Consider the following 22,084-nt stretch of genomic DNA (forward strand, 5'->3'; position numbering starts at 1 on the left):
GCCCAGCCCGTAGAATCCCCGGCCAACGATGCCAGGAGCCGACCCGATGCTGACGGTGATTTCCCCCGCCAAGACCCTCGACTACGACACCCCGCCGGTGACCGAGCGTTACACCCTGCCGCAATACCTGGACGACTCCCAGGAACTGATTCGGCAACTGCGCGAGCTGTCGCCAGCGCAGATCAGCGAACTGATGCATTTGTCCGACAAGCTCGCTGGCCTGAATGCCGCGCGCTTTGGCAGCTGGACCCCGGACTTCACCCCGGCCAATGCCAAGCAGGCACTGCTGGCGTTCAAGGGTGACGTGTACACCGGCCTCGATGCCGAGAGCCTGGGCGAGGACGATTTCAGCTACGCGCAGGAGCACCTGCGCATGCTCTCGGGCCTGTACGGCCTGCTGCGCCCGCTGGACCTGATGCAGCCTTATCGCCTGGAAATGGGCACCAAGCTGGCCAATGCCCGCGGCAAGGACCTGTACGCGTTCTGGGGCACGCGCATCAGCGAATGGTTGAACCAGGCCCTGGCCGAGCAGGGCGATGAGGTGCTGCTCAACCTTGCCAGCAACGAATACTTCAGCGCGGTGAAACGCAGCGCCTTGAAGGCGCGGGTGATCAACGTCGATTTCAAGGACTTGAAGAACGGCCAGTACAAGATCATCAGTTTCTACGCCAAGAAGGCACGAGGGATGATGAGTCGCTTCGTGATCCAGCGGCGCATCAACGACCCGGAACAGCTCAAGCAGTTCGATGTGCAGGGCTACTACTACAGTGCCGAACAGTCGAAACCGGACCACCTGGTGTTCCTGCGCGATCATCCTGCCGAGTGATCCGGTAACGGCCGCCTCGAGGTTGAACCCGCCCCCACCGGTACTCCCGCCGTGCCGAGGCCAGGCCAATGCCGCGGTAACTCAGCGGCAACGCGACATTGTCGAGAATGGACAGGCGGGGCAGCAGATTGAAGCTCTGGAACACGAAACCCAGCAGGCGGTTTCGGGTAATGGCGCGTTGATCGGCAGTGGCATGCGTCATGTCGCAACCGTCCAGTACCAGCCGCCCCCGGCACGGCTGGTCGAGCAGGCCGATCAGGTTGAGCAAGGTGCTTTTGCCTGAACCGGAGGGGCCGGTGATGGCGCAGGACTGACTTTCAGCAAATGACATTGATACATTATCGAGAATCACCTGACCGCCAATCGAGCGTTGCACTGATTCAAGGCGAAGATGGTTCATTATCCATCTCCAGATTAGTTGCAATACGCTCTTGCTCAGGCCACTTGTTGGCAACCATGTCGACCAGTGAACCGTTGAACTCAGGCCAATCGATCTCCGTTGCATTCAACTGCATCATTATCGCGACCTCATAGTTGCCAAACTGCGCTTCTTCGATTGCCGGCAGACCGCGATAATAAGACAATATTTCCTGAAGACCTTCCGCCTATTACCATTACTCTGTCGCTCCGCATCCATTTTCCTGCAAATATATACGGACCATTCACAATAACGTCTACTCGTTTCCATCGCTGCAGCTTTGCGCTCATTGACCGTGAACGTTCCGCCCTCATCCTAAGCGATAAGACTCAGTTGTTCCTGACTTAACATCGCAAACGGATTACTTGATTTTCCATTAACGAAATCAGTAGCTTGCGCGGCCCTGGCAATCCATTCAGGGTCGTCTGTATCGGGGATCTCATCATCATGGGCGAGCTTACCGAATTCATAACCCAAGCCAAAAATTCGCTCGCTTAATTTGGCCGCCAAGGCGGCCAGATCGCTTCTTGACATCTGGCTATCTCGTAATGCTGCACGCTCTGCGGCGGCACTTAGCGCCTTGGCCAGTGAAGAAATATCTGCGCCATTCACCTCAGCAAGAGTCTCCACATCCGCCATTTGCCCGATAGCCTTCGGGCTCTCCTGCGCCGTCAAAGCGTGCGCACTACGCACCGGCACACCTGTATATTTAATTTCCATATCCCCACCCAGGGTTAAGCAAACTCCACAAATAGACTGACACCGCTTCGCTGCAGACTGGCGACGAAGCGGCTACCCTTTCTGTCGAGATGCTTATTTCATAGTGAATTCCACTCGCCATGAGTGATCAGCGGCAGTACCGGTAATATTGGCGGTGCAGGTCGCGCCACCACTTGGAGTGGCGGTCTTCGTCCATTCGGGTTTCATGATCCCGCCCGGCATGAGGCGCATCTGAAAGGTGGTCCCGAAAGCGCAAGTCTTGAGTCCCATCGTGTAACGCACCATCGCCGCGTTGACATCGGGACTGACGACACGCTGCACGCCGAAAGCGTCGACAGCGCCAAGGACTATCTGCTGAGCTGGCCGAGGATTAGCAATTTGATAGGTGCTGGTTTCGTTGGAGGTGACCAGCTTGAGGACCCTGGTACCGGTCCCCTGATTTTTTACGGTTACATCTACCTTTGGCCCCGCCTGCACCATGCCAGCCAGCAACAAGGAACCGCTGGCGATCAGGATTTGCGATGTCTTCTTCATTTGGCGTTCTCTCGTCTCTTCCATGTGATGAATGGATGAGACGCCCTCGGTGGCCAGCGGCCCGAGGCCGCCCAAGACGCTCCTTCGTTCATGAACAGCTCCGCAGAGCGTCCACAGGGAGTAACGGCCAGCGCGGCAAAAGCCTTAGCATTCATGTGGCCATCATGTGTTTCCGCATCTGTTAACGCGCTGCCTCGGTCCAGAGCCGGCATCACATTGCCAGCATGTCATTTGTTCGACGCCAAAAAACCATCACTCCTAGCGTTATTGCCAAACGCCATAAGACCGTTCGTACCTTTTTTGACGAATTTTGAAAAAATTTTTTGGATGCTGGCAAAAAAATATCTCGCAACAGTTTCGCCCTTTATATATCGGGGCGAAACACCTGCGTGCTATCAGATTGAAATCTGTCCGCCACTGAAAAAATATTTAGAAATCTTTCATCCGGGCCGAACCGACCCGGAACTTCTGCTACGCCGAATCGCTCATAGTGCCGTAACGATTTTCCTGCCCCCGGGCTGTACGAGATGACTTACAGATGACAACGGCAGGTATCCACTACCCGCCCTAATAACTTCGACAGGTATAACGGGCACACCCCGAGCCCCTGTCCATGCAGGAGAGACGCGTCCCTTACAATTCGTCCTAGTGGTTGATTTCAAAGGGTTTTTCCAGTTGAAAGAACAAGCACAGCAACGCGCCAAGTAGCGCTTTGCAATAAAGACGGCTGCATTCCAGGGCACGTTTTTTAATTGATGGCCTTTTACTGCCAAGTTTGAGTGCATAACTTTTGCGCTCCGGATTTATTTTGCCTGCGCTCGGCGAAGTGTGCATTCGCCATGGATCCGTGCGCCCGAAAACTGTTGTTAATCCACCCAGTCCGGCTCTCTGCGGAGGCGCCGACGTGATAAACACATGAGGTGATAGCGATGCGTATCAGCATCTTTGGTTTGGGTTATGTGGGTGCAGTCTGTGCAGGCTGCCTGACGGCGCGAGGCCATGAAGTGATCGGTGTGGACGTGTCCAGCACCAAGATCGACCTGATCAATCAGGGCAAGTCGCCCATCGTCGAACCTGGCCTGGAAGCACTGCTGCAACAGGGCATCGCCAATGGCCGCCTGCGCGGTACCACCGACTTCGCCGAAGCCATTCGTGCCAGCGACGTGTCGATGATCTGCGTGGGTACCCCGAGCAAGAAGAACGGCGACCTGGGCCTTGAGTACATCGAGTCGGTGTGCCGCGAAATCGGCTACGTACTGCGCGACAGCGATCGCCGCCACACCATCGTGGTGCGCAGCACCGTGCTGCCGGGCACGGTGAAGAACGTGGTGATCCCGATCCTCGAAGACTGCTCGGGCAAAAAGGCCGGCGTCGATTTCGGCGTTGCGGTGAACCCGGAGTTCCTGCGTGAAAGCACCGCGATCAAGGACTACGACCACCCGCCAATGACCGTCATCGGTGAACTGGACAGCGCCAGCGGCGACATTCTGCAAGCGCTGTACGAAGAACTCGACGCCCCGATCATCCGCAAGCCGATCGAAGTGGCCGAGATGATCAAGTACACCTGCAACGTGTGGCATGCCACCAAAGTCACCTTCGCCAACGAGATCGGCAACATCGCCAAGGCGGTGGGCGTGGATGGCCGTGAGGTGATGGACGTGGTGTGCCAGGACAAGGTGCTGAACCTGTCCCAGTACTACATGCGCCCTGGCTTCGCCTTCGGCGGCTCGTGCCTGCCCAAGGATGTGCGCGCCCTCACCTACCGCGCCGCCAGCCTCGATGTCCGCGCACCGTTGCTCGACTCGCTGATGCGCAGCAATGAGTCGCAGGTACAGAACGCCTTCGAGCTGATCGAAGCCCACGACAAGCGCAAGGTCGCCCTGCTCGGCCTGAGCTTCAAGGCCGGTACCGACGACCTGCGCGAAAGCCCACTGGTGGAACTGGCCGAACGCCTGATCGGCAAGGGCTACCAGCTGGACATCTACGACGAGAACGTCCAGTACGCCCGTGTCCACGGCGCCAACAAGGACTACATCGAGTCGAAGATCCCGCACGTCTCGTCGCTGCTCAACGCCGATTTCCAGAAGGTCATCGACAACGCCGACATCATCGTCCTGGGCAACCGTGACGAGCAGTTCCGCGCACTTGCCGAGCAAGCGCCAGCTGGCAAGCACGTGATCGACCTGGTCGGCTTCATGAGCAAACCGACCTGCGCTACCAGCCGTACCGAAGGCATCTGCTGGTAACAGCAGGCGCCGGCGGCGCAGGTGTTGCCCACCAGGTGATACCTGCGTCGCCCACCCTTTCCCGAATTCTCGACGGATGCTGAACATGCAAAGGCTCCAGACAGTGCTGTTGCAGTGCGCCGGGTGGCTGCTCTACATGAGCCTGCTCATGCTGATCGCCCTGGCCCTGCCAGCCGATATCTTCGACTCGCAGTCGAAGCACTTCATCTTCCTGGTCGGCGCAGTCGGCATCTGGCGCTATTCCATGGGCGCCACCCATTTCATCCGCGGCATGATCTTCCTCTACGGCGTGTACCCGTACCTGCGCCGCAAGGTGCAGAAAATGGGCAATGCCGCCGACCCGTCGCACGTGTACCTGATGGTGACCAGCTTCCGTATCGAAGCCCTGACCACCGCCCAGGTGTACAGCTCGGTGATCCGCGAAGCGATCAACTGTGGCTTCCCCACCACCGTGGTCTGCTCACTGGTGGAGATGTCGGACGAACTGCTGGTGAAAAGCCTGTGGGCCAAGTACAACCCGCCAGCTCACGTCAAGCTGGACATCGTGCGCATCGCCGGTACCGGCAAGCGTGACGGCCTGGCCTATGGCTTCCGTGCCATCTCGCGCATGCTGCCGGACGACAACGCCGTGGTGGCGGTGATCGACGGTGACACCGTGCTCGGCGACGGCGTGGTCCGCAAGACCGTGCCGTGGTTCAAGCTGTTCCCCAACGTCGGTGGCCTGACCACCAACGAGTTCTGCGAAGTGCGTGGCGGCTACATCATGAGCGAGTGGCACAAGCTGCGCTTTGCCCAGCGCCATATCAACATGTGCTCGATGGCCCTGTCCAAGCGCGTACTGACCATGACCGGGCGCATGTCGATGTTTCGCGCCAGCGTGGTGACCAACCCGGAATTCATCGCCGACGTCGAAAGCGACTCGCTGATGCACTGGCGTCTGGGCCGCTTCAAGTTCCTCACCGGTGACGACAAGTCCAGCTGGTTCAGCCTGATGCGCCTGGGCTACGACACCTTCTACGTGCCGGATGCCGCCATCAACACGGTCGAGCACCCGCCGGAAAAGAGCTTCCTCAAGGCCAGCCGCAAGCTGATGTACCGCTGGTATGGCAACAACCTGCGGCAGAACTCCCGTGCGCTGGGCCTGGGCCTGCGCCGCCTGGGGCTGTTCACCAGCATCGTGCTGTTCGACCAGCGCGTGTCGATGTGGACCAGCCTGCTGGGCCTGACCGTGGCGGTGATCGCCAGCCTCAAGTTCGGCATGGGCTACCTGCTGGTGTACCTGCTGTGGATCGGCATCACCCGCCTGATCCTCACCATCATGCTGCTGTGCTCCGGCCACAACGTCGGCCCGGCCTACCCGCTGATTCTCTATTACAACCAGATCATCGGCGCGCTGATGAAGATCTATGTGTTCTTCCGCCTCGACAAACAGTCCTGGACGCGTCAGCCCACTGCCCTCAAGCGTGACCTCGCCAGTTTTCAACAATGGTTCAACACCTGGTCCTCGCGGACCATGACCTTCTCGGCTGCCAGCATCTTCGTCGCTGTGCTGTTCATGGTCGTGTGAGCCCAACCCGGATCGGAACTAACAGGAACAAACCACATGAATACCGCCGTGAACGTCAACGTCGTGCATGAGTCCGAAGCCCAGCGCCAGCATGCCCGGGTACGCATCCCCGCCAAGCTGCGGTTCCTCGACCCTCAGCGCCAGGCCCACGATGTGAAGGTCGACGACCTCTCCGCCGGTGGCCTGAGCTTCCACACCAAGCAACCCCTGTCGGTTGGCGATGTGCTGCGCGGACGGCTGCAGTTCACGGTCGACAACCTCGGCCTGTCGATGGACATCGAGTTCCAGGTGCGCTCCTACCACCCGGACAGCGGCCGTACCGGCGCGCAGTTCCAGAACCTCGAGCCACGCGACATCGCCACCCTGCGCCACATCATCACCACCCACCTGTCGGGTGAGCTGATCAGTGTCGGCGACGTACTCAGCACCCTGCAGCGCGACAACTTCACCAAGGCACGCAAGCAGAAGGACGGCGGCAGTGGCCTGAGCGCATTCGGCCGCCTCAAGGCGGTCACCGTCACCCTTGGCGTGTTCGTGGTTGGTGTCGCCGCCTTCGGCTTCGTCGCCAAATCGCTGTACGGCATGTACTTCGTCAGCCACGCCGAAGCCGGCGTGGTGGCAGTGCCGACCACCACCATCACCATGCCGCGCGACGGCACCGTGAGCAGCCTGGTCGACAGCGGCGGGATGATCGGCAAAGGTGCGCCACTGGCCACCTTCACCACCAGCATGCTGGACATGCTCAAGGGCAACCTGGAAGACGCACAGCTGGAGCCGGCCAAGATCGAGGAACTGTTCGGCAAGCAGCTGTCCGGCACCCTTACCAGCCCCTGTGATTGCGTGGTCGCCCGCCAGCTGGTGGACAACGGCCAGTACGCGGCCAAGGGCCAGCCGATCTTCCAGCTGATCCCGCGCACCACCAACCCGATGGTCGAGGCGCGTTTCAGCTATCGCCAGTTCGACGAGGTCAAGCCAGGTACCCGGGTCAACTTCCAGGTCGCCGGCGAAGATGAAGTGCGCACCGGCCAGATCGTCAGCAGCGCCAGCCTCAACAGCGATGACCTGGCCTCCGACATCCGCGTGCAGATCAAGCCCGACGGCGCCATGCCTGCCGAACTGGCCGGGCGCCCGGCGTCGGTCAACAGCGACCGTGGCCCTTCGTTGAACTGGCTGATCGACAAAGCCATGGCCCGTGGGCTGTAAGAGGATCGCCGTATGATTCCCCACAAGAAAAGCGCCAGCCTGGGCCTGTGTGCCCTGGCTGCAGCCATCACCCTGGCCGGCTGTGCCGGCCTGCCCGACCAGCGTCTGGCCAACGAAGCCATGAAGCGCGGTGACACGGCACTGGCCGAGCGCAACTACAAGGCCCTGGCCGACCTGGGCTACAGCGAAGCGCAAGTGGGCCTGGCCGACATCAAGGTCGCCACCCGCGACCCGGCGAAAATCAAGGAAGCCGAGGCCACCTACCGCGCCGCGGCTGGCACCTCGCCGCGCGCCCAGGCGCGCCTTGGCCGCCTGCTGGTGGCCAAGCCCGACAGCACCCAGGCCGAACGCGAAGAAGCCGAGAAGCTGCTCAAGCAAGCCGCCGCACAGGGCGAAGGCAACACCCTGATCCCGCTGGCGATGCTCTACCTGAGCTACCCGCAGAGCTTCCCCAAGGTCAATGCACAGCAGCAGATCGACCAGTGGCGTGCCGCCGGTAACCCGGAAGCGGGCCTGGCCCAGATTCTGCTGTACCGCACCCAGGGCACCTATGACCAGCACCTGGGCGATGTGGAAAAAATCTGCAAGGCCGCGCTCGCGGCCACCGATATCTGTTACGTCGAGCTGGCCACCGTGTACCAGAAGCGTGGCCAGGCTGACCAGCAGGCTGCCCTGCTCGGCCAGCTCAAGGCGGCCTATGCCCGCGGCGCGGTACCGGCCACCCGGGTCGACAGCGTCGCCCGTGTCCTGGCCGACCGCAGCCTCGGCCAGACCGACGAAAAAACCGCCAAGGACCTGCTCGAGCAGGTGGCGCCGGCCAACCCGGCGTCCTGGGTCAGCCTGGCGCAGCTGGTCTACGACTTCCCCGAACTGGGCGATACCGACCAGCTGATGGCCTACATCGACAAAGGCCGCGAAGCCGAACAGCCACGCGCCGAACTGTTGCTCGGCCGCCTGTACTACGAAGGCAAGACCCTGCCTGCGGATGCGGTAAAAGCCGAGCAACACCTGCAGGCTGCCGCCGATGCTGGCGAAGTCAGCGCCCATTACTACCTGGGGCAGCTGTACCGCCGTGGCTACCTGGGCAACGTCGAGCCACAGAAAGCCGTCGACCACCTGCTGGCCGCCGCCCGTGGCGGACAGAACAGCGCCGACTATGCCCTGGCCCAGCTGTTCAGCGAAGGCCATGGCATTCGCCCGCAACCGGGTAATGCCTGGGTATTCGCCCAGCTGGCCCAGGTCAACCCGACGCCGCAGTCCACTGAACTGCTGCAGCAACTCGACCAGCAACTCACGCCTGACCAGCGCAGCCAGGCACAGACCCTGCTGGCGCAAGAGAAGCAGGCACGCGGCAGCATGAGCCAGGGCGCCAACAGCACCCTGGCCATCGAAGCCCTGCAAGACGACGAAAAAGAAGTAACCGGTGAGGACTCGCTATGACGCTCAATCCCTTCGTGAAAGCCGGCATCGGCCTGAGCTTCGCCCTGCTTTGGTCCTGCCCGACCCTGGCGGAAATGACCGCTGAAAAGAACTTCGGCCTGGATGTGAAAATCACCGGCCAGTCGGAAGACGACCGTGACCTCGGTACCCGCTCCGGCGGCGATGTCAACGGCCTGGGCCTCGACCTGCGCCCTTGGGTATATGGCGAGCGCGGCAACTGGAGCGCCTATGCCATGGGCCAGGCCGTCACTGCTACCGACACCATCGAAACCGACACCCTGCGCCAGAACGACGACGGCACCACCACCGACACCGCCGCCGACGGCCGCGAGCAGGACAAGAGCTACCTGGCCATGCGCGAATTCTGGGTCGGCTACAGCGGCCTCACCGCCTACCCCGGCGAGCAGCTGCGTTTCGGTCGCCAGCGCCTGCGCAGCGACGATGGCATGTGGCGTGACACCAACATCGAGGCGCTGAACTGGACCTTCGACACCACCCTGCTCAAGGCCGACCTGGGCGTAGCCCAGCGCTTCAGCGAATACCGCACCGACCTCACCGAGCTGGCTCCGGAAGACAAGGACCGCACGCACGTCTACGGCAACGTCGCCACGCAGTGGACTCCTGGCCACTGGGTCGGCGTACGCGCCCACCACACCCATGACGGCGGCAGCCTGAAGAACCCGGGCGAAACCGTCGACGCACTGGACAAGACCCGCACCGGCGACCTGACCTGGCTGGGCCTGGAAGCCAACAGCGATGCCTATAACTGGCGCAACGACCACACCGTCAACTACTGGGGCAGTGTCACCTGGCTGACCGGTGACCGCGACACCCTCAGCAGCCAGGTAGTGGGCGACCAGACCGTAGCCACCGGCAAGCAGAGCGGCGACGTCAACGCCTGGGCCACCGACCTCGGCATTCGCGTGCGCCTCGACCCGCAATGGCAGGTCGGTGCGGCCTACGCCCGTGGCAGCGGCGGTGGCGGCGACGACGGTTCGAGCAACTACGAGCAAACCGGCCTTGAGAGCAACCGCTCCAACTACACCGGTACCCGTTCGCGCGTGCACCGCTTCGGTGAAGCCTTCCGCGGCGAGCTGGGCAACCTGCAGGCGGCAACCCTGTTCGCTTCCTGGCAGCTGCGCGACGACTACGACGCCAGCTTCATCTACCACAAGTTCTGGCGTGTCGACGGCAACCAGAACATCGGCTCCAGCGGCATCAACGCGGTGGTCAACGACAACGGCGTGAACCGCCCGCTGGTCGATGGCGAGAAAGACCTTGGCCAGGAAATGGACGTGGTCGTGACCAAGTACTTCAAGCAAGGCCTGCTGCCGGCTTCGATGAGCCAGGCCATCGACGAGCCATCCGCCCTGGTGCGCCTGCGTGCCGGCGTGTTCAAGCCGGGCGACGCCTACGGCAAGGAAGCGGACTCGTACATGCACCGTGCCTTCGTCGACGTGATCTGGCGCTTCTGAGGCCGGTAGGGGACTTACCGTTATGAACCTTCACCCGCACCTACGTCACAGCCTGCTGGCCAGCGCCTTGCTGCTGGCCGCAGGCCTGGCCGCCGCCGCAGAGCCCACCACCACGGCCAAGGGCTTGCAGCAGGCCAAGACCTACACGGTCTCCAGTGCCCCGGTCGAACCACTGCACATGGACCCGCCAAAGCTGCCCGACCTGACCGGCTACACCGCCGAGGCGGTACAGAAGAAGATCGACCGCCGTCACAAGGGCAAGGTCAGCCTGCGCCGCATGTTCCAGGAAGACACCCTCAAGGAGTTCGTCGGTGGCGACAACAAGGCGGCCGAGTGGGTCCAGCGCCAGCATGGCATTCCGCAGGCGATCTTCGTCGATGACGGGCATGTCGACCTGGTCGAGCTGAGCAAGAAGGTACCCAGGCAGTACCTCAGCGAAGTCGAGCCGGGCGTGTACCTGGCGCGCCTGCCGATCGTGGTCGGGCAGAAGGGCATCCTCGAGATCGACGGCAAGGTCAAGCAGCTGCGCCTGTCCCAGGAGGGCGGTTCGTTCCTGGTCAACGACGGCAAGCTGTTCGTCACCGATACCCAGGTGACCGGCTGGCGCGAAAAGGACAACGGCCCGGCGACCTTCCGTTCGCCCAAGGAATTCCGCCCGTTCCTGCTGTCGTGGGGCGGCACCGAGACCTACATCGTCAACAGCAAGATGGCCAGCTTCGGCTATGCCAAGTCCAAGTCGTACGGCGTGAGCATCTCGCAGTACACGCCGAACATGGCCAAGCGCATGGGCCGCCCGGAACCCACCGGCTGGATCATCGGCTCGGAATTCAGCGACATGTGGTACGGCTTCTACTGCTACGAGACCCAGGACTTCGTGGTCAAGGACAGCACCTACCGCGACAACATCGTCTACGGCATCGACCCGCACGACCGCTCGCACCGCCTGATCATCGCCGGCAACACCGTGTACGGCACCAAGAAGAAGCACGGCATCATCATTTCGCGTGAGGTCAACGACAGCTGGATCATCAACAACAAGAGCTACGACAACAAGCTCTCCGGGGTGGTGATCGACCGTAACAGCGTCAACAACCTGATTGCCTACAACGAGATCTACCGCAACCACACCGACGGCATCACCTTGTACGAAAGCGGCGACAACCTGATCTGGGGCAACAAGCTGATCAACAACCGCCGCCACGGCATCCGTGTGCGTAACAGCGTGAACATCCGCCTGTACGAGAACGTCGCCATGGCCAACGGCCTGGTGGGCGTGTACGGCCACATCAAGGACCTGTCCGACACCGACCGCGACATCGCCCTCGACCCGTTCGACACCAAGGTGTCGCTGATCCTGGTCGGTGGCGAACTCGCCGCCAACGGCTCCGGCCCGCTGTCGATCGACTCGCCGCTGTCGGTCGAGCTGTACAAGGTGTCCATGCTCGCCCCGCGCAAGGCCAGCGGCATCAGCCTCAACGGCATCCTGGGTGAACGCCAGGACGAAATCCTCGACCTGCTGGTCCGCCAGAAAAAGGCTGTGCTGATCGACCCGGTCGAACGCCAGACCGAAATGATCGAATAAGGAAGCCCAGACCATGACTCCACACCTGATGAAACTGCTGGGCCTGTCCACTGCCCTCCTGGCCATCAGCCAGGGCGTGAGCGCCGACGAAGTGAAGGCCCCGACCTTCACCGCCGAGCCTTGCTGCCAGCTGTGCCCGGAAGCGCACGACCCCAGCCGCTACACCACCCGTTACCAGCAGAACTTCACCACGCTGGTGCAGGCCCAGGGTGACTGGCTGTTCCGTACCCGCGAAGACCTGCGCACCGAGTTCACCACCACCCCGGCCGGCTACAAGCGCCTGCAGCAGGTGCACGACGCGTTCAAGAAGCGCGGCGTGGAACTGGTAGTGGTGTACCAGCCGACCCGTGGCCTGGTGAACCGCAACATGCTCAACCCGGCAGAAAAAGCTGCCTTCGACTACCAGAAGGCATTGGGCAACTACCAGGCGATGCTCAAGCGCTTCGCCAGCATGGGCTACAACGTGCCCGACCTGTCGCCGCTGACCAACGAACAGCTGGCTGCCGCCGACCAGGGCAAGGACTTCTACTTCCGTGGCGACCAGCACTGGACGCCTTACGGCGCCGAGCGCGCGGCGAAGATCGTGGCCGAAACCGTGCACAAGATGCCGGCTTTCGAAGGCATCCCGCGCAAGGAATTCGAGACGAAGAAGTCTGGCCGCATGGGCAAGACCGGCACCCTGCACAACGTTGCCGGCCAGCTTTGCGGCACCAGCTATGCCGTCCAGTACATGGACCAGTTCACCACCGAGCCGAAGGGCTCCGACGGTGGCGGTGACGACCTGTTCGGTGACGCCGGCAACGCCCAGATCACCCTGGTCGGCACCAGCCACAGCGGCAAGAACTACAACTTCGCCGGCTTCCTGCAACAGTACATCGGTGCCGACGTGCTCAACGTCGCCTTCCCCGGTGGCGGCCTGGAAGGCTCGATGATCCAGTACCTGGGCAGCGAGGAATTCAAGAAGAACCCGCCGAAGATCCTGATCTGGGAATTCTCCCCGCTGTACCGCCTGGACCAGGAAACCATCTGGCGGCAGATCCTTGGCCTGCTCGATGACGGCTGCGATAACCGCCCGGCGCTGATGAGCGCCAGCACCACCCTCAAGCCGGGCAAGAACGAGTTGATGGTGAACGGCAAGGGCGGCGTGATCAAAGACCTGGTCAACCGCAACATCCAGATGGACGTGAAGTTCGAGGACCCGTCGGTGAAAGTCCTGCAGGCCACCCTGTGGTACCTCAACGGCCGCCACGAGGACATCAAGCTGGAAAAACCGGAAACCGCCGATACCGATGGCCGTTTCGTCTTCCAGATGCGCGAAGACGAGGACTGGGCCAGCCAGAGCCTGCTGGCCTTCGAGGTACAGGGCCCGGAAAGCGGCACCCAGAAAGTCGAGGCCAAGCTCTGCAAACGCAACAACTTCGCCGTGCCCGCGCAGACCGCGCAGGCCGGCCAGTGAGGCGACCATGACTGCGTTCAAGCGAATTTTCCGCCCTGCCCTGCTCGCCCTGGCCTTGTTCGGTGGTGCCGCGCATGCCGCGCTGGTACCGCCACAGGGGTACTACGAAGGGATCGAGAAGCTCAAGACCAACGACGGTAACTTCCGCTGCGAAGCCGTGCCCAAGCCGTACACCGGCGCCTTGCAGTTCCGCAGCAAGTACGAAGGTTCGGACAAGGCGCGGGCCACCCTCAACGTCAATTCGGAAAAGGCCTTTCGCAAGTCCACCGAAGACATCACCACCCTTGAAAAAGGCGTGAGCAAGATGATCGGCCAGTACATGCGTGACGGCCGCCCGGCGCAGCTCGAATGCGCCCTGGCCTGGCTGGGCAGCTGGGCACGTGCCGATGCGTTGATGTCCACCGACTACAACCACACCGGCAAGTCGATGCGCAAATGGGCGCTGGGCAGCATGAGCGGTTCGTGGCTGCGCCTGAAGTTCTCCAACTCGCAGCCGCTGGCCGCGCACCAGGCCGAGGCCGAGCTGATCGAGAAATGGTTCGCCCGCCTCGCCGAGCAGACCGTGCGCGACTGGAGCGACCTGCCCCTGGAGAAGATCAACAACCACAGCTACTGGGCAGCCTGGGCGGTGATGGCCACCGCCGTGGCCACCGACCGTCGCGACCTGTTCGACTGGGCCGTGAAGGAATACCGGATCGGTGCCAACCAGGTCGATGCGCAGGGCTTCCTGCCCAACGAGCTGAAGCGCAAGCAACGCGCCCTGGCCTACCACAACTACGCCCTGCCGCCGCTGGCGATGATCGCCAGTTTTGCCCAGGTCAACGGCGTGGATGTGCGCAGCGAGAACGACAACGCCCTGCAGCGCCTGGCGCAGCGGGTGCTGGCCGGCGTGAAGGACCCCAGCGTGTTCAAAGCCCGCAATGGCGAGAAGCAGGACATGCAAGACCTGAAGATCGACAGCAAGTACTCGTGGATGGAGCCCTACTGCAGCCTGTATGCGTGCAACGGCGACACCCTGCAACGCAAGCGCGGCATGCAGCCGTTCAACAGCTTCCGGCTGGGCGGCGACCTGACCCGGGTCTACGACCCGAGCGCGGAATCGAAAAAGTAACGCAAAACCCCTGTGGGAGCGGGTTTACCCGCGAAAAGGCCAGACCTGCCATGTGCGGTGCCTGTGCCGGCCTCTTCGCGGATAAACCCGCTCCCACAGGAATCTAGGTAGCCCGCCACGAACATGTGGGGGGTTTGGGGGGCGCTTTGCCCCGGATGCTGTGAACAAAAAGGAGAACCGGGATGGTCTTCTCGTCCAACGTGTTCCTGTTCCTGTTCTTGCCGATCTTCCTCGGCTTGTACTACTTGAGCGGGCAACGTTATCGCAACCTGTTGCTGCTGGTCGCCAGCTACATCTTCTACGCCTGGTGGCGAGTGGACTTCCTGGCGTTGTTCGCCGGGGTCACCCTGTGGAACTACTGGATCGGCCTGAAAGTCGGCGCCGCCGGGGTCCGCACCAAGCCCGCCCAGCGCTGGCTGCTGCTCGGCGTGGGTGTCGACCTGGCGATCCTCGGCTACTTCAAGTACGCCAATTTCGGCGTCGACAGCCTGAACGCGATCATCACCTCGTTCGGCCTGGAGCCGTTCATCCTCACCCACGTGCTGCTGCCGATCGGTATCTCGTTCTACATCTTCGAGTCGATCAGCTACATCATCGACGTGTATCGCGGCGACACCCCGGCCACCCGCAACCTGATCGACTTTGCCGCGTTCGTGGCGATCTTCCCGCACCTGATCGCCGGCCCTGTGCTGCGCTTCAAGGACCTGGTCGACCAGTTCAACAACCGCACCCACACCCTGGACAAGTTCTCCGAAGGCTGCACCCGCTTCATGCAGGGCTTCATCAAGAAAGTGTTCATCGCCGACACCCTGGCAGTGGTGGCCGACCACTGCTTCGCCCTGCAACACCCGACCACCGGCGATGCCTGGCTCGGTGCCCTGGCCTATACCGCGCAGCTGTACTTCGACTTCAGCGGCTACAGCGACATGGCCATCGGCCTGGGCTTGATGATGGGCTTCCGCTTCATGGAGAACTTCAAGCAGCCGTACATCAGCCAGTCGATCACCGAGTTCTGGCGGCGCTGGCACATCAGCCTGTCGACCTGGCTGCGCGACTACCTGTACATCACCCTGGGCGGTAACCGCAAAGGCACCTTCAACACCTACCGCAACCTGTTCCTGACCATGCTGCTGGGCGGCCTGTGGCACGGCGCCAACTTCACCTACATCATCTGGGGCGCGTGGCATGGCATGTGGCTGGCCATCGAGCGCGCACTGGGCATCGACACCAACCCGCAGCGCTTCAACCCGGTGAAGTGGGCCTTCACCTTCCTGCTGGTGGTGGTCGGCTGGGTGATCTTCCGCGCCGAAAACCTGGAAGTGGCCGGCCGCATGTACGGCGCCATGTTCAGCTTCGGCGACTGGCAGCTGTCGGAACTCAACCGCGCCCAGCTCACCGGCCTGCAGGTCGCCACCCTGGTGGTTGCCTACATCACCCTGGCGTTCTTCGGCCTGCGTGACTTCTATCGCAATGCCAAGCCGACGCCCAAGGCCACCCCGGTGGCGGTCAACGCCGACGGTTCGATCGGCCTGGACTGGACCCGGGTGATGACCCGCGCCCTGGTGCTGCTGCTGTTCGTGGCCTCGATCCTCAAGCTTTCGGCGCAGAGCTACTCGCCGTTCCTCTACTTCCAGTTCTGAGGTGGATGACATGACCCGCACCTTACGCATCACCTATTCACTGTCGTTCCTCGGCCTGCTGGTAGGCATGGGCGTGTGGTCGACCGGTGGCCTGCAAAGCTTCCAGCGCACCGAGCAGATGACCCTGCTCAACGGCAAGCTGGCCAAGGCCGCCGAGACCCACTACGACGAGCACTTCCCGATCAAGCGGTTGGGCACCAACCTGTGGGCGGCGATGGATTTCAAGCTGTTCAATGAAGGCCGCCCCGGCGTGGTACTGGGCCGCGACCAGTGGCTGTTCAGCGACGAAGAATTCAAGCCAACCGCCGGGGCTGAGCAACTGATGGCGGAGAACCTGGCGCTGATCCGTGGTGTACGCGACACCCTGCAGCAGCACGGCAGCCAGCTGGTGCTGGCGATCGTGCCGGCCAAGGCGCGGGTGTACGCCGAATACCTGGGCAAGGAACTGCCGACCAGCCTGCATGACGACCTGTACAACCAGTTCCATGCCCAGGCACGCCAGGCCAACGTGTTCGCCCCGGACCTGATGGCACCGCTGGAGCAGGCCAAGGCCCGCGGCCAGGTGTTCCTGCGCACCGATACCCACTGGACACCGATGGGCGCCGAGGTGGCGGCCCAGGCACTGGCCGAAGCCGTCGGCCGGCAAAGCCTGCTCAACGGTGAGCCACAAGCGTTCATCACCGAAGCCGGCAGCACCGCACCGTACAAGGGCGACCTGACCAATTTCCTGCCACTGGACCCGCTGTTCAGCAACCTGCTGCCAGCCCCGGACAACCTGCAGAAACGCACCACCCGCCCGGTCGAGGCCGAGGGTGAAGGCGGTGATGCACTGTTCGCCGACAAGCAGATCCCGGTAGCCCTGGTAGGCACCAGCTACAGCGCCAACCCGCACTGGAACTTCCTCGGTGCGCTGCAGCAGGCGCTGCGCAGCGACGTGGCCAACTACGCCGAAGACGGCCACGGCCCGCTGCTGCCAATGCTCAAGTACCTGCAAAGCGATGCCTTCAAGAACGCCGCACCGCAAGTGGTGGTGTGGGAATTCCCCGAACGTTATCTGCCAATGAAGAACGACCTCAGCAGCTTCGACCCACAGTGGATCGCGCAGCTGAAGAACTCCCGTAAATCCGAAGAAAACCTGGCCTTGTCGTCCACCCGGACGAACCACTGATAGAGAGGAACACGCCAATGACTACCAAGACTTCCATTGCCAAAGCCCTCACCCTCGCGGCCGGCCTGTCCCTGGCCTCGATGCAGGCATTCGCCGGTGCCGACGCCGCGCTGTACGGCCCGACTGCACCAAAAGGTTCGACCTTCGTGCGCCTGTACAACGCTTCCAGCACCCCGACCGCTGCCTCGGTCGGCAATACCCAGATCAAGCAGGTTGGCGCCCAGGCCAGCAGCGACTTCAGCTTCCTGCCAGGCGGTGACTACACCGCCCAGGTCGGCGGCAAGAGCGTGCCGGTCAAGCTGGCCTCGGACAAGTACTACACCCTGGTCAACAGCGCCAACGGCAGCCCGAAGCTGATCGAAGAGCCGCCGTTCAAGAACAAGCAGAAAGCCCTGGTTCGCGTGCAGAACCTGAGCGACCAGCAACTGACCCTGAAGACTGCCGACGGCAAGACCGAAGTGGTCAAGCCAGTGGCCGCCAACGGCCGCGGCGAGCGTGAGATCAACCCGGTCAAGGTCAACCTGGCGCTGTACCAAGGAGACAAGAAAGTGGGTGACGTCAAACCCGTCGCCCTGGAGCGCGGCGAAGCCGCAGTGCTGTATGTAACGGGTTCCGGCAACGCCTTGTCGCCGGTGTGGGTAACTCGCCCCGTGGCTAACAACTGATTTCCCTGCCTCTAAACGACTATTGGAGAAACATGATGATCCCGGTAATTCTTTCTGGTGGTAGCGGTTCCCGTCTGTGGCCTCTGTCGCGCAAGCAGTTCCCCAAGCAGTTCCTGGCCCTGACCGGTGAGCACACCCTGTTCCAGCAAACCCTGGAACGCCTGGTGTTCGAAGGCATGGATACCCCGATCGTGGTCTGCAACAAGGACCACAAGTTCATCGTCCAGGAGCAACTGGCCGCGTTGAAGCTGGAGACCCAAGGCATCCTGATGGAGCCGTTCGGCCGCAACACTGCCCCGGCGGTGGCCATGGCGGCGATGAAACTGGTCAACGAAGGCCGCGATGAGCTGATGCTGGTGCTGCCCGCCGACCATGTGATCGATGACCAGAAGGCCCTGCAACGTGCCCTGGCCCTGGCCACCGTGGCCGCCGAGCGTGGCGAGATGGTGCTGTTCGGCGTACCGGCGACCAAGCCGGAAACCGGCTATGGCTACATCCGCTCCAGCCAGGATGCCCTGCTGCCCGAAGGCGTGGCCCGCGTTGCCCAGTTCGTCGAGAAGCCCGACGAGAAACGCGCTGCCGAATTCGTCCAGGCCGGTGGCTACTTCTGGAACAGCGGCATGTTCCTGTTCCGTGCCAGCCGCTTCCTCGAAGAGCTGAAGAAGCACGACGGCGACATCTACGACACCTGCGTGCTGGCCCTGGAACGCAGCCGTGAAGACGGCGATGTGCTGACCATCGACGAAGCCACCTTCGCCTGCTGCCCGGACAACTCCATCGACTACGCGGTGATGGAAAAGACCCAGCGCGCCTGCGTGGTGCCGATGTCGGCCGGCTGGAGCGACGTGGGCTGCTGGTCGTCGCTGTGGGAAGTACACGAGAAGGACGACAACGGCAACGTCACCAAGGGCGACGTGGTGGTACAGGACAGCCACAACTGCATGATCCACGGCAACGGCAAGCTGGTATCGGTGATCGGCCTGGAAAACATCGTGGTGGTAGAGACCAAGGACGCCATGATGATTGCCCACAAGGACAAGGTCCAGGGCGTCAAGCAGATGGTCAAGACCCTCGACGAGCAGGGCCGCAGCGAAACCCAGAACCACCTGGAAGTGTACCGCCCGTGGGGCTCGTACGACTCGGTGGACATGGGCGGCCGCTTCCAGGTCAAGCACATTACCGTCAAGCCGGGCGCCAGCCTGTCGCTGCAGATGCACCACCACCGCGCCGAGCACTGGATCGTGGTGTCCGGCACTGCCGAGGTAACCTGTGACGAGAACGTGTTCCTGCTGACCGAGAACCAGTCGACCTACATCCCGATCGCCTCGGTGCACCGCCTGCGCAACCCGGGCAAGATCCCGCTGGAGATCATCGAGGTACAATCCGGCAGCTACCTGGGCGAGGACGACATCGAGCGCTTCGAAGACGTGTATGGGCGCACTTCCACGCCGATCGAGCGTGGCGTTTCGGTGAAGACCATCGCGCAGTAAAACTGCAAGCTGCAAGAAAAAAGCGGGACGGAGGTGAATCTGCGAGCGCGGGTTCACCACCGCCCCGCTTTTTTCTTGTGGCTTGCAGCTTGCCGCTTGGCGCTTGGCGCTCCAAGATGTCTGAGTCCCCGGTCGGAATCAGCCCATCATGATCATCGGTGCCTTCCTCATTCTTACCTGGCTGGTGCTGCTGTTGCGCTATCCGGCCAAGGCCCTGCCGATCTCGCTGGCGGCCGTGTGCGGCCTGGGCCTGGTTGCCCTGTTCGTCGTCTGGCAGGATGCCCGCGAAACCTCGCGGTTGGCCCGCCTGGACCTGCGCCTGACCTACGCCCCCGAACACTGCCCCGCCGACCGTGCCCTGCAGGTACACATGAAGAATGGCAACGACGTCCCGTTGACCGAACTGCGCTGGCGGGTGGCGGCCTATGCGCCGGGCGATACCGTGAACCTGGCCGAGAACACCTACAACGCCCCGCGCTACCGTGGGCCGGGCGAGCTGCAACCGGGGGCAGAATGGAAAGACTGCCTGCCGCTGCCACCCCTGCGTTCCGGGTACCGGCCGCAGACTCTGGAGTTCCGGGCAGAGCACCTGCAAGGTACGTTTGCCAACTAATGTATCGCCTGTGCGGGCCTCTTCGCGGGTAAACCCGCTCCCACAGGGACTACACAGGTCTCAAATTCTGTGGTGTACCTGTGGGAGCGGGTTTACCCGCGAAGAGGCCCGCACAGGAAAAACCAATCCTCCCTGACAACAGGCCCCAACCATGCCCACCGTCCTGATCACCGGTTGTTCCAGCGGCATCGGCCGCGCCCTGGCCGACGCCTTCCGCGACGCCGGCCACCAAGTCTGGGCCACCGCCCGCAAACCAGAGGATGTCGCACAGCTGAGTGCCGCTGGTTACACCGCCCGGCAACTTGATGTAAACGACAGCGAGGCGCTGGCCCGCCTGGCCGAGGAACTGGAAAACCTCGATATCCTGATCAACAACGCCGGCTACGGCGCCATGGGCCCGCTGCTCGATGGCGGTGTGGATGCCCTGCGCCAGCAGTTCGAAACAAACGTCTTCGCCGTGGTTGGCGTTACCCGCGCATTGTTCCCACAGCTACGCCGCTCACGGGGCCTGGTGGTGAACATCGGCAGCGTATCAGGCGTGCTGGTCACCCCGTTCGCCGGCGCCTACTGCGCCTCGAAAGCAGCCGTGCACGCCCTGAGCGATGCCTTGCGCCTGGAACTGGCGCCGTTTGGTGTGCAGGTCATGGAAGTGCAGCCAGGAGCGATTGCCTCGCAGTTCGCCAGCAATGCCCAGCGCCAGGCCGAACAGGTGCTGGCGGCGGATTCGGCGTGGTGGCCGTTGCGCGAGCAGGTGCAGGCTCGGGCGGGGGCTTCGCAGGACAAACCTACTTCAGCGGCGGTGTTTGCCCAGGGCGTGCTGGCGGCGGTCGGGAAGTCGCCGGTGCCGGCGCTGGTGCGGTTGGGCAATGGCAGCACAGCGTTGCCACTGATGGCCCGGCTGCTGCCGCGGCGGTTGCTGGATTGGGCGCTGCGCAAGCGCTTTGGCTTACTGCGCCCGCTCTGATTGATGGGTTGCCTGTGCTGGCCTCTTCGCCGGTAAACCCACTCCCACAGGTACAGTGCAATCTTCGGAATCACACTCTCCCTGTGGGAGCGGGTTTACCCGCGAAGAGGCCGGTACAGGCAAAACAGATCAGGCAATGGAACGCAGCACCCCGCCATCCACCCGCAAGGCAGCCCCGTTAGTAGCACTGGCCTGCATCGATGCCAGGTACACCACCATGTTCGCCACCTCCTCCACCGTCGCCAGCCGCTTGATCAGCGAGGTCGGTCGGTGTTCGGCGAGGAAGTTCGCCTCCAGCGTTTCAGTCGACACCCCTTGCTCCGCGGCCAGCTTGGCGAAGAAGTCCCCCACTCCCTCCGAACGCGTGGGCCCTGGCAACACCGAATTCACCGTCACGCCAGTCCCGGCCAGGGTCTCGGCCAACCCACGCGACACCGCCAGCAACGCGGTCTTGGTCATACCGTAGTGGATCATCTCGGTCGGGATCTGCAGTGCCGATTCACTGGACAGGAAGATCACCCGCCCCCACTTGCGCTCCGCCATGCCCTGGGCGTAATGGCGCGACAGGCGCACGGCGCTGAGCACGTTGACGTCGAAGAAGCGCTGCCAGTCGGCATCGTCAATCTCGAAGAACGGCTTGGGCTCGAAGATGCCGAGATTGTTGACCAGGATATCGGTGTGCGGCACCTGGTCGAACAATGTCTGCGCACCGGCCTGGGTGCCGAGGTCGGCGGCGATGCCGATGATGCGGGCTTGTGGCAGGCGCTCGCGCACGCCTCTCAGGGCTTCGTCGACCCGGGCCTGGGTGCGACCGTTGAGGACCACTTCGGCGCCCGCCTCGGCCAGGCCGATGGCGATGGCCAGGCCAATGCCGGCGGTGGAGCCGCTGACGATGGCGCGCTTGCCGTTCAGGGTAATGTGCATTTGTGCCTCCTCGGTAATCAGGACAATTGCCGGGGCTGCCTT

At 62.5% G+C, this 22,084-nt stretch carries 19 protein-coding genes and 1 pseudogene; 15 read left to right on the forward strand and 5 right to left on the reverse strand.

Annotated elements, in window-relative coordinates; all coding sequences use genetic code 11:
- Nucleotides 1-46 precede the first annotated feature (46 nt).
- Nucleotides 47-826: a peroxide stress protein YaaA gene (gene yaaA, locus HU763_RS20305; RefSeq protein ID WP_170032486.1), complete on the forward strand. Its 780-nt coding sequence runs from the start codon at nt 47-49 to the stop codon at nt 824-826.
- A 49-nt stretch (nt 827-875) separates the two neighbouring features.
- Here yaaA and HU763_RS20310 read toward each other — a convergent pair.
- The 4 genes and pseudogenes from HU763_RS20310 to HU763_RS20325 form a co-directional block, all read right to left on the reverse strand.
- Nucleotides 876-1,226, reverse strand: a pseudogene (locus tag HU763_RS20310) (ATP-binding cassette domain-containing protein); the annotation flags it as partial.
- Complete coding sequence (locus tag HU763_RS20315; protein ID WP_186685373.1) at nt 1,207-1,410, reverse strand: hypothetical protein; 204 nt, start codon at nt 1,408-1,410, stop codon at nt 1,207-1,209. The pseudogene HU763_RS20310 and the gene HU763_RS20315, both read right to left, overlap by 20 nt.
- Before the next feature lie 149 nt (nt 1,411-1,559).
- Complete coding sequence (locus tag HU763_RS20320; RefSeq protein WP_186685375.1) at nt 1,560-1,964, reverse strand: hypothetical protein; 405 nt, start codon at nt 1,962-1,964, stop codon at nt 1,560-1,562.
- A 93-nt stretch (nt 1,965-2,057) separates the two neighbouring features.
- Nucleotides 2,058-2,498: a hypothetical protein gene (locus HU763_RS20325; protein WP_186685377.1), complete on the reverse strand. Its 441-nt coding sequence runs from the start codon at nt 2,496-2,498 to the stop codon at nt 2,058-2,060.
- Between the two features lie 929 nt (nt 2,499-3,427).
- Between HU763_RS20325 and HU763_RS20330 the strand changes: the two genes are divergently transcribed.
- The 14 genes from HU763_RS20330 (at nt 3,428) to HU763_RS20395 (ending at nt 21,118) form a co-directional block, all read left to right on the forward strand.
- The gene (locus tag HU763_RS20330) at nt 3,428-4,744 is read left to right on the forward strand and encodes a nucleotide sugar dehydrogenase (protein ID WP_170032492.1); all 1,317 of its coding nucleotides are present in this window, start codon (nt 3,428-3,430) and stop codon (nt 4,742-4,744) included.
- A gap of 85 nt (nt 4,745-4,829) precedes the next feature.
- The gene (locus HU763_RS20335) at nt 4,830-6,311 is read left to right on the forward strand and encodes a glycosyltransferase family 2 protein (protein ID WP_170032494.1); all 1,482 of its coding nucleotides are present in this window, start codon (nt 4,830-4,832) and stop codon (nt 6,309-6,311) included.
- A 36-nt stretch (nt 6,312-6,347) separates the two neighbouring features.
- Nucleotides 6,348-7,514, forward strand: a complete 1,167-nt coding sequence (locus HU763_RS20340) for an alginate biosynthesis protein Alg44 (protein ID WP_170032496.1) — start codon at nt 6,348-6,350, stop codon at nt 7,512-7,514.
- A gap of 12 nt (nt 7,515-7,526) precedes the next feature.
- Complete coding sequence (gene algK / locus HU763_RS20345; protein WP_186685379.1) at nt 7,527-8,954, forward strand: alginate biosynthesis TPR repeat lipoprotein AlgK; 1,428 nt, start codon at nt 7,527-7,529, stop codon at nt 8,952-8,954.
- Nucleotides 8,951-10,429, forward strand: a complete 1,479-nt coding sequence (locus HU763_RS20350) for an alginate export family protein (RefSeq protein WP_186685381.1) — start codon at nt 8,951-8,953, stop codon at nt 10,427-10,429. Before algK ends, HU763_RS20350 begins: the two co-directional genes overlap by 4 nt.
- A 22-nt stretch (nt 10,430-10,451) precedes the next feature.
- The gene (gene algG / locus HU763_RS20355) at nt 10,452-12,011 is read left to right on the forward strand and encodes a mannuronan 5-epimerase AlgG (RefSeq protein ID WP_186685383.1); all 1,560 of its coding nucleotides are present in this window, start codon (nt 10,452-10,454) and stop codon (nt 12,009-12,011) included.
- Between the two features lie 13 nt (nt 12,012-12,024).
- On the forward strand, nt 12,025-13,467 hold the full coding sequence (locus tag HU763_RS20360) for an alginate O-acetyltransferase (protein ID WP_170032503.1): 1,443 nt from the start codon (nt 12,025-12,027) through the stop codon (nt 13,465-13,467).
- A gap of 7 nt (nt 13,468-13,474) precedes the next feature.
- Nucleotides 13,475-14,578 carry a mannuronate-specific alginate lyase gene (locus tag HU763_RS20365; protein WP_170032505.1) on the forward strand — a complete coding sequence of 368 codons (1,104 nt, stop codon included), beginning with the start codon at nt 13,475-13,477 and terminating at the stop codon, nt 14,576-14,578.
- Nucleotides 14,579-14,760: 182 nt separating this feature from the next.
- Nucleotides 14,761-16,218, forward strand: a complete 1,458-nt coding sequence (locus tag HU763_RS20370) for an MBOAT family O-acyltransferase (RefSeq protein WP_186685385.1) — start codon at nt 14,761-14,763, stop codon at nt 16,216-16,218.
- Nucleotides 16,219-16,228: 10 nt separating this feature from the next.
- Complete coding sequence (locus tag HU763_RS20375) at nt 16,229-17,386, forward strand: alginate O-acetyltransferase (RefSeq protein ID WP_170032509.1); 1,158 nt, start codon at nt 16,229-16,231, stop codon at nt 17,384-17,386.
- Nucleotides 17,387-17,403: 17 nt separating this feature from the next.
- Nucleotides 17,404-18,051, forward strand: coding sequence for an alginate O-acetyltransferase AlgF (locus tag HU763_RS20380; RefSeq protein WP_170032511.1), 648 nt, complete (start codon nt 17,404-17,406; stop codon nt 18,049-18,051).
- A gap of 35 nt (nt 18,052-18,086) precedes the next feature.
- Entirely contained in the window at nt 18,087-19,541 is a 1,455-nt protein-coding gene (locus tag HU763_RS20385) for a mannose-1-phosphate guanylyltransferase/mannose-6-phosphate isomerase (RefSeq protein WP_170034287.1), read from the forward strand.
- 148 nt (nt 19,542-19,689) lie between these two features.
- On the forward strand, nt 19,690-20,154 hold the full coding sequence (locus HU763_RS20390) for a multidrug transporter (protein ID WP_170032513.1): 465 nt from the start codon (nt 19,690-19,692) through the stop codon (nt 20,152-20,154).
- A gap of 151 nt (nt 20,155-20,305) precedes the next feature.
- Nucleotides 20,306-21,118: an SDR family oxidoreductase gene (locus HU763_RS20395; protein WP_186685387.1), complete on the forward strand. Its 813-nt coding sequence runs from the start codon at nt 20,306-20,308 to the stop codon at nt 21,116-21,118.
- A 129-nt stretch (nt 21,119-21,247) separates the two neighbouring features.
- On the opposite strand, the gene HU763_RS20400 is transcribed toward HU763_RS20395, so the two are convergent.
- Entirely contained in the window at nt 21,248-22,042 is a 795-nt protein-coding gene (locus HU763_RS20400) for an SDR family NAD(P)-dependent oxidoreductase (RefSeq protein ID WP_186685389.1), read from the reverse strand.
- Nucleotides 22,043-22,084: the final 42 nt, after the last annotated feature.

It is taken from the genome of Pseudomonas anuradhapurensis, from assembly GCF_014269225.2.
Taxonomy (GTDB): domain Bacteria; phylum Pseudomonadota; class Gammaproteobacteria; order Pseudomonadales; family Pseudomonadaceae; genus Aquipseudomonas; species Aquipseudomonas anuradhapurensis.

What these genes read in the sequence shown, in the direction of transcription:
- HU763_RS20395 (WP_186685387.1), top strand. Translation starts at nt 20,306, where the DNA reads ATGCCCACCGTCCTGATCACCGGTTGTTCCAGCGGCATCGGCCGCGCC.
- HU763_RS20400 (WP_186685389.1), bottom strand. Translation starts at nt 22,042, where the DNA reads ATGCACATTACCCTGAACGGCAAGCGCGCCATCGTCAGCGGCTCCACC.
- HU763_RS20365 (WP_170032505.1), top strand. Translation starts at nt 13,475, where the DNA reads ATGACTGCGTTCAAGCGAATTTTCCGCCCTGCCCTGCTCGCCCTGGCC.
- HU763_RS20330 (WP_170032492.1), top strand. Translation starts at nt 3,428, where the DNA reads ATGCGTATCAGCATCTTTGGTTTGGGTTATGTGGGTGCAGTCTGTGCA.
- HU763_RS20335 (WP_170032494.1), top strand. Translation starts at nt 4,830, where the DNA reads ATGCAAAGGCTCCAGACAGTGCTGTTGCAGTGCGCCGGGTGGCTGCTC.
- algG (WP_186685383.1), top strand. Translation starts at nt 10,452, where the DNA reads ATGAACCTTCACCCGCACCTACGTCACAGCCTGCTGGCCAGCGCCTTG.
- HU763_RS20360 (WP_170032503.1), top strand. Translation starts at nt 12,025, where the DNA reads ATGACTCCACACCTGATGAAACTGCTGGGCCTGTCCACTGCCCTCCTG.
- HU763_RS20350 (WP_186685381.1), top strand. Translation starts at nt 8,951, where the DNA reads ATGACGCTCAATCCCTTCGTGAAAGCCGGCATCGGCCTGAGCTTCGCC.
- HU763_RS20380 (WP_170032511.1), top strand. Translation starts at nt 17,404, where the DNA reads ATGACTACCAAGACTTCCATTGCCAAAGCCCTCACCCTCGCGGCCGGC.
- HU763_RS20385 (WP_170034287.1), top strand. Translation starts at nt 18,087, where the DNA reads ATGATCCCGGTAATTCTTTCTGGTGGTAGCGGTTCCCGTCTGTGGCCT.
- HU763_RS20340 (WP_170032496.1), top strand. Translation starts at nt 6,348, where the DNA reads ATGAATACCGCCGTGAACGTCAACGTCGTGCATGAGTCCGAAGCCCAG.
- HU763_RS20320 (WP_186685375.1), bottom strand. Translation starts at nt 1,964, where the DNA reads ATGGAAATTAAATATACAGGTGTGCCGGTGCGTAGTGCGCACGCTTTG.
- HU763_RS20325 (WP_186685377.1), bottom strand. Translation starts at nt 2,498, where the DNA reads ATGAAGAAGACATCGCAAATCCTGATCGCCAGCGGTTCCTTGTTGCTG.
- HU763_RS20390 (WP_170032513.1), top strand. Translation starts at nt 19,690, where the DNA reads ATGATCATCGGTGCCTTCCTCATTCTTACCTGGCTGGTGCTGCTGTTG.
- HU763_RS20370 (WP_186685385.1), top strand. Translation starts at nt 14,761, where the DNA reads ATGGTCTTCTCGTCCAACGTGTTCCTGTTCCTGTTCTTGCCGATCTTC.
- HU763_RS20375 (WP_170032509.1), top strand. Translation starts at nt 16,229, where the DNA reads ATGACCCGCACCTTACGCATCACCTATTCACTGTCGTTCCTCGGCCTG.
- algK (WP_186685379.1), top strand. Translation starts at nt 7,527, where the DNA reads ATGATTCCCCACAAGAAAAGCGCCAGCCTGGGCCTGTGTGCCCTGGCT.
- yaaA (WP_170032486.1), top strand. Translation starts at nt 47, where the DNA reads ATGCTGACGGTGATTTCCCCCGCCAAGACCCTCGACTACGACACCCCG.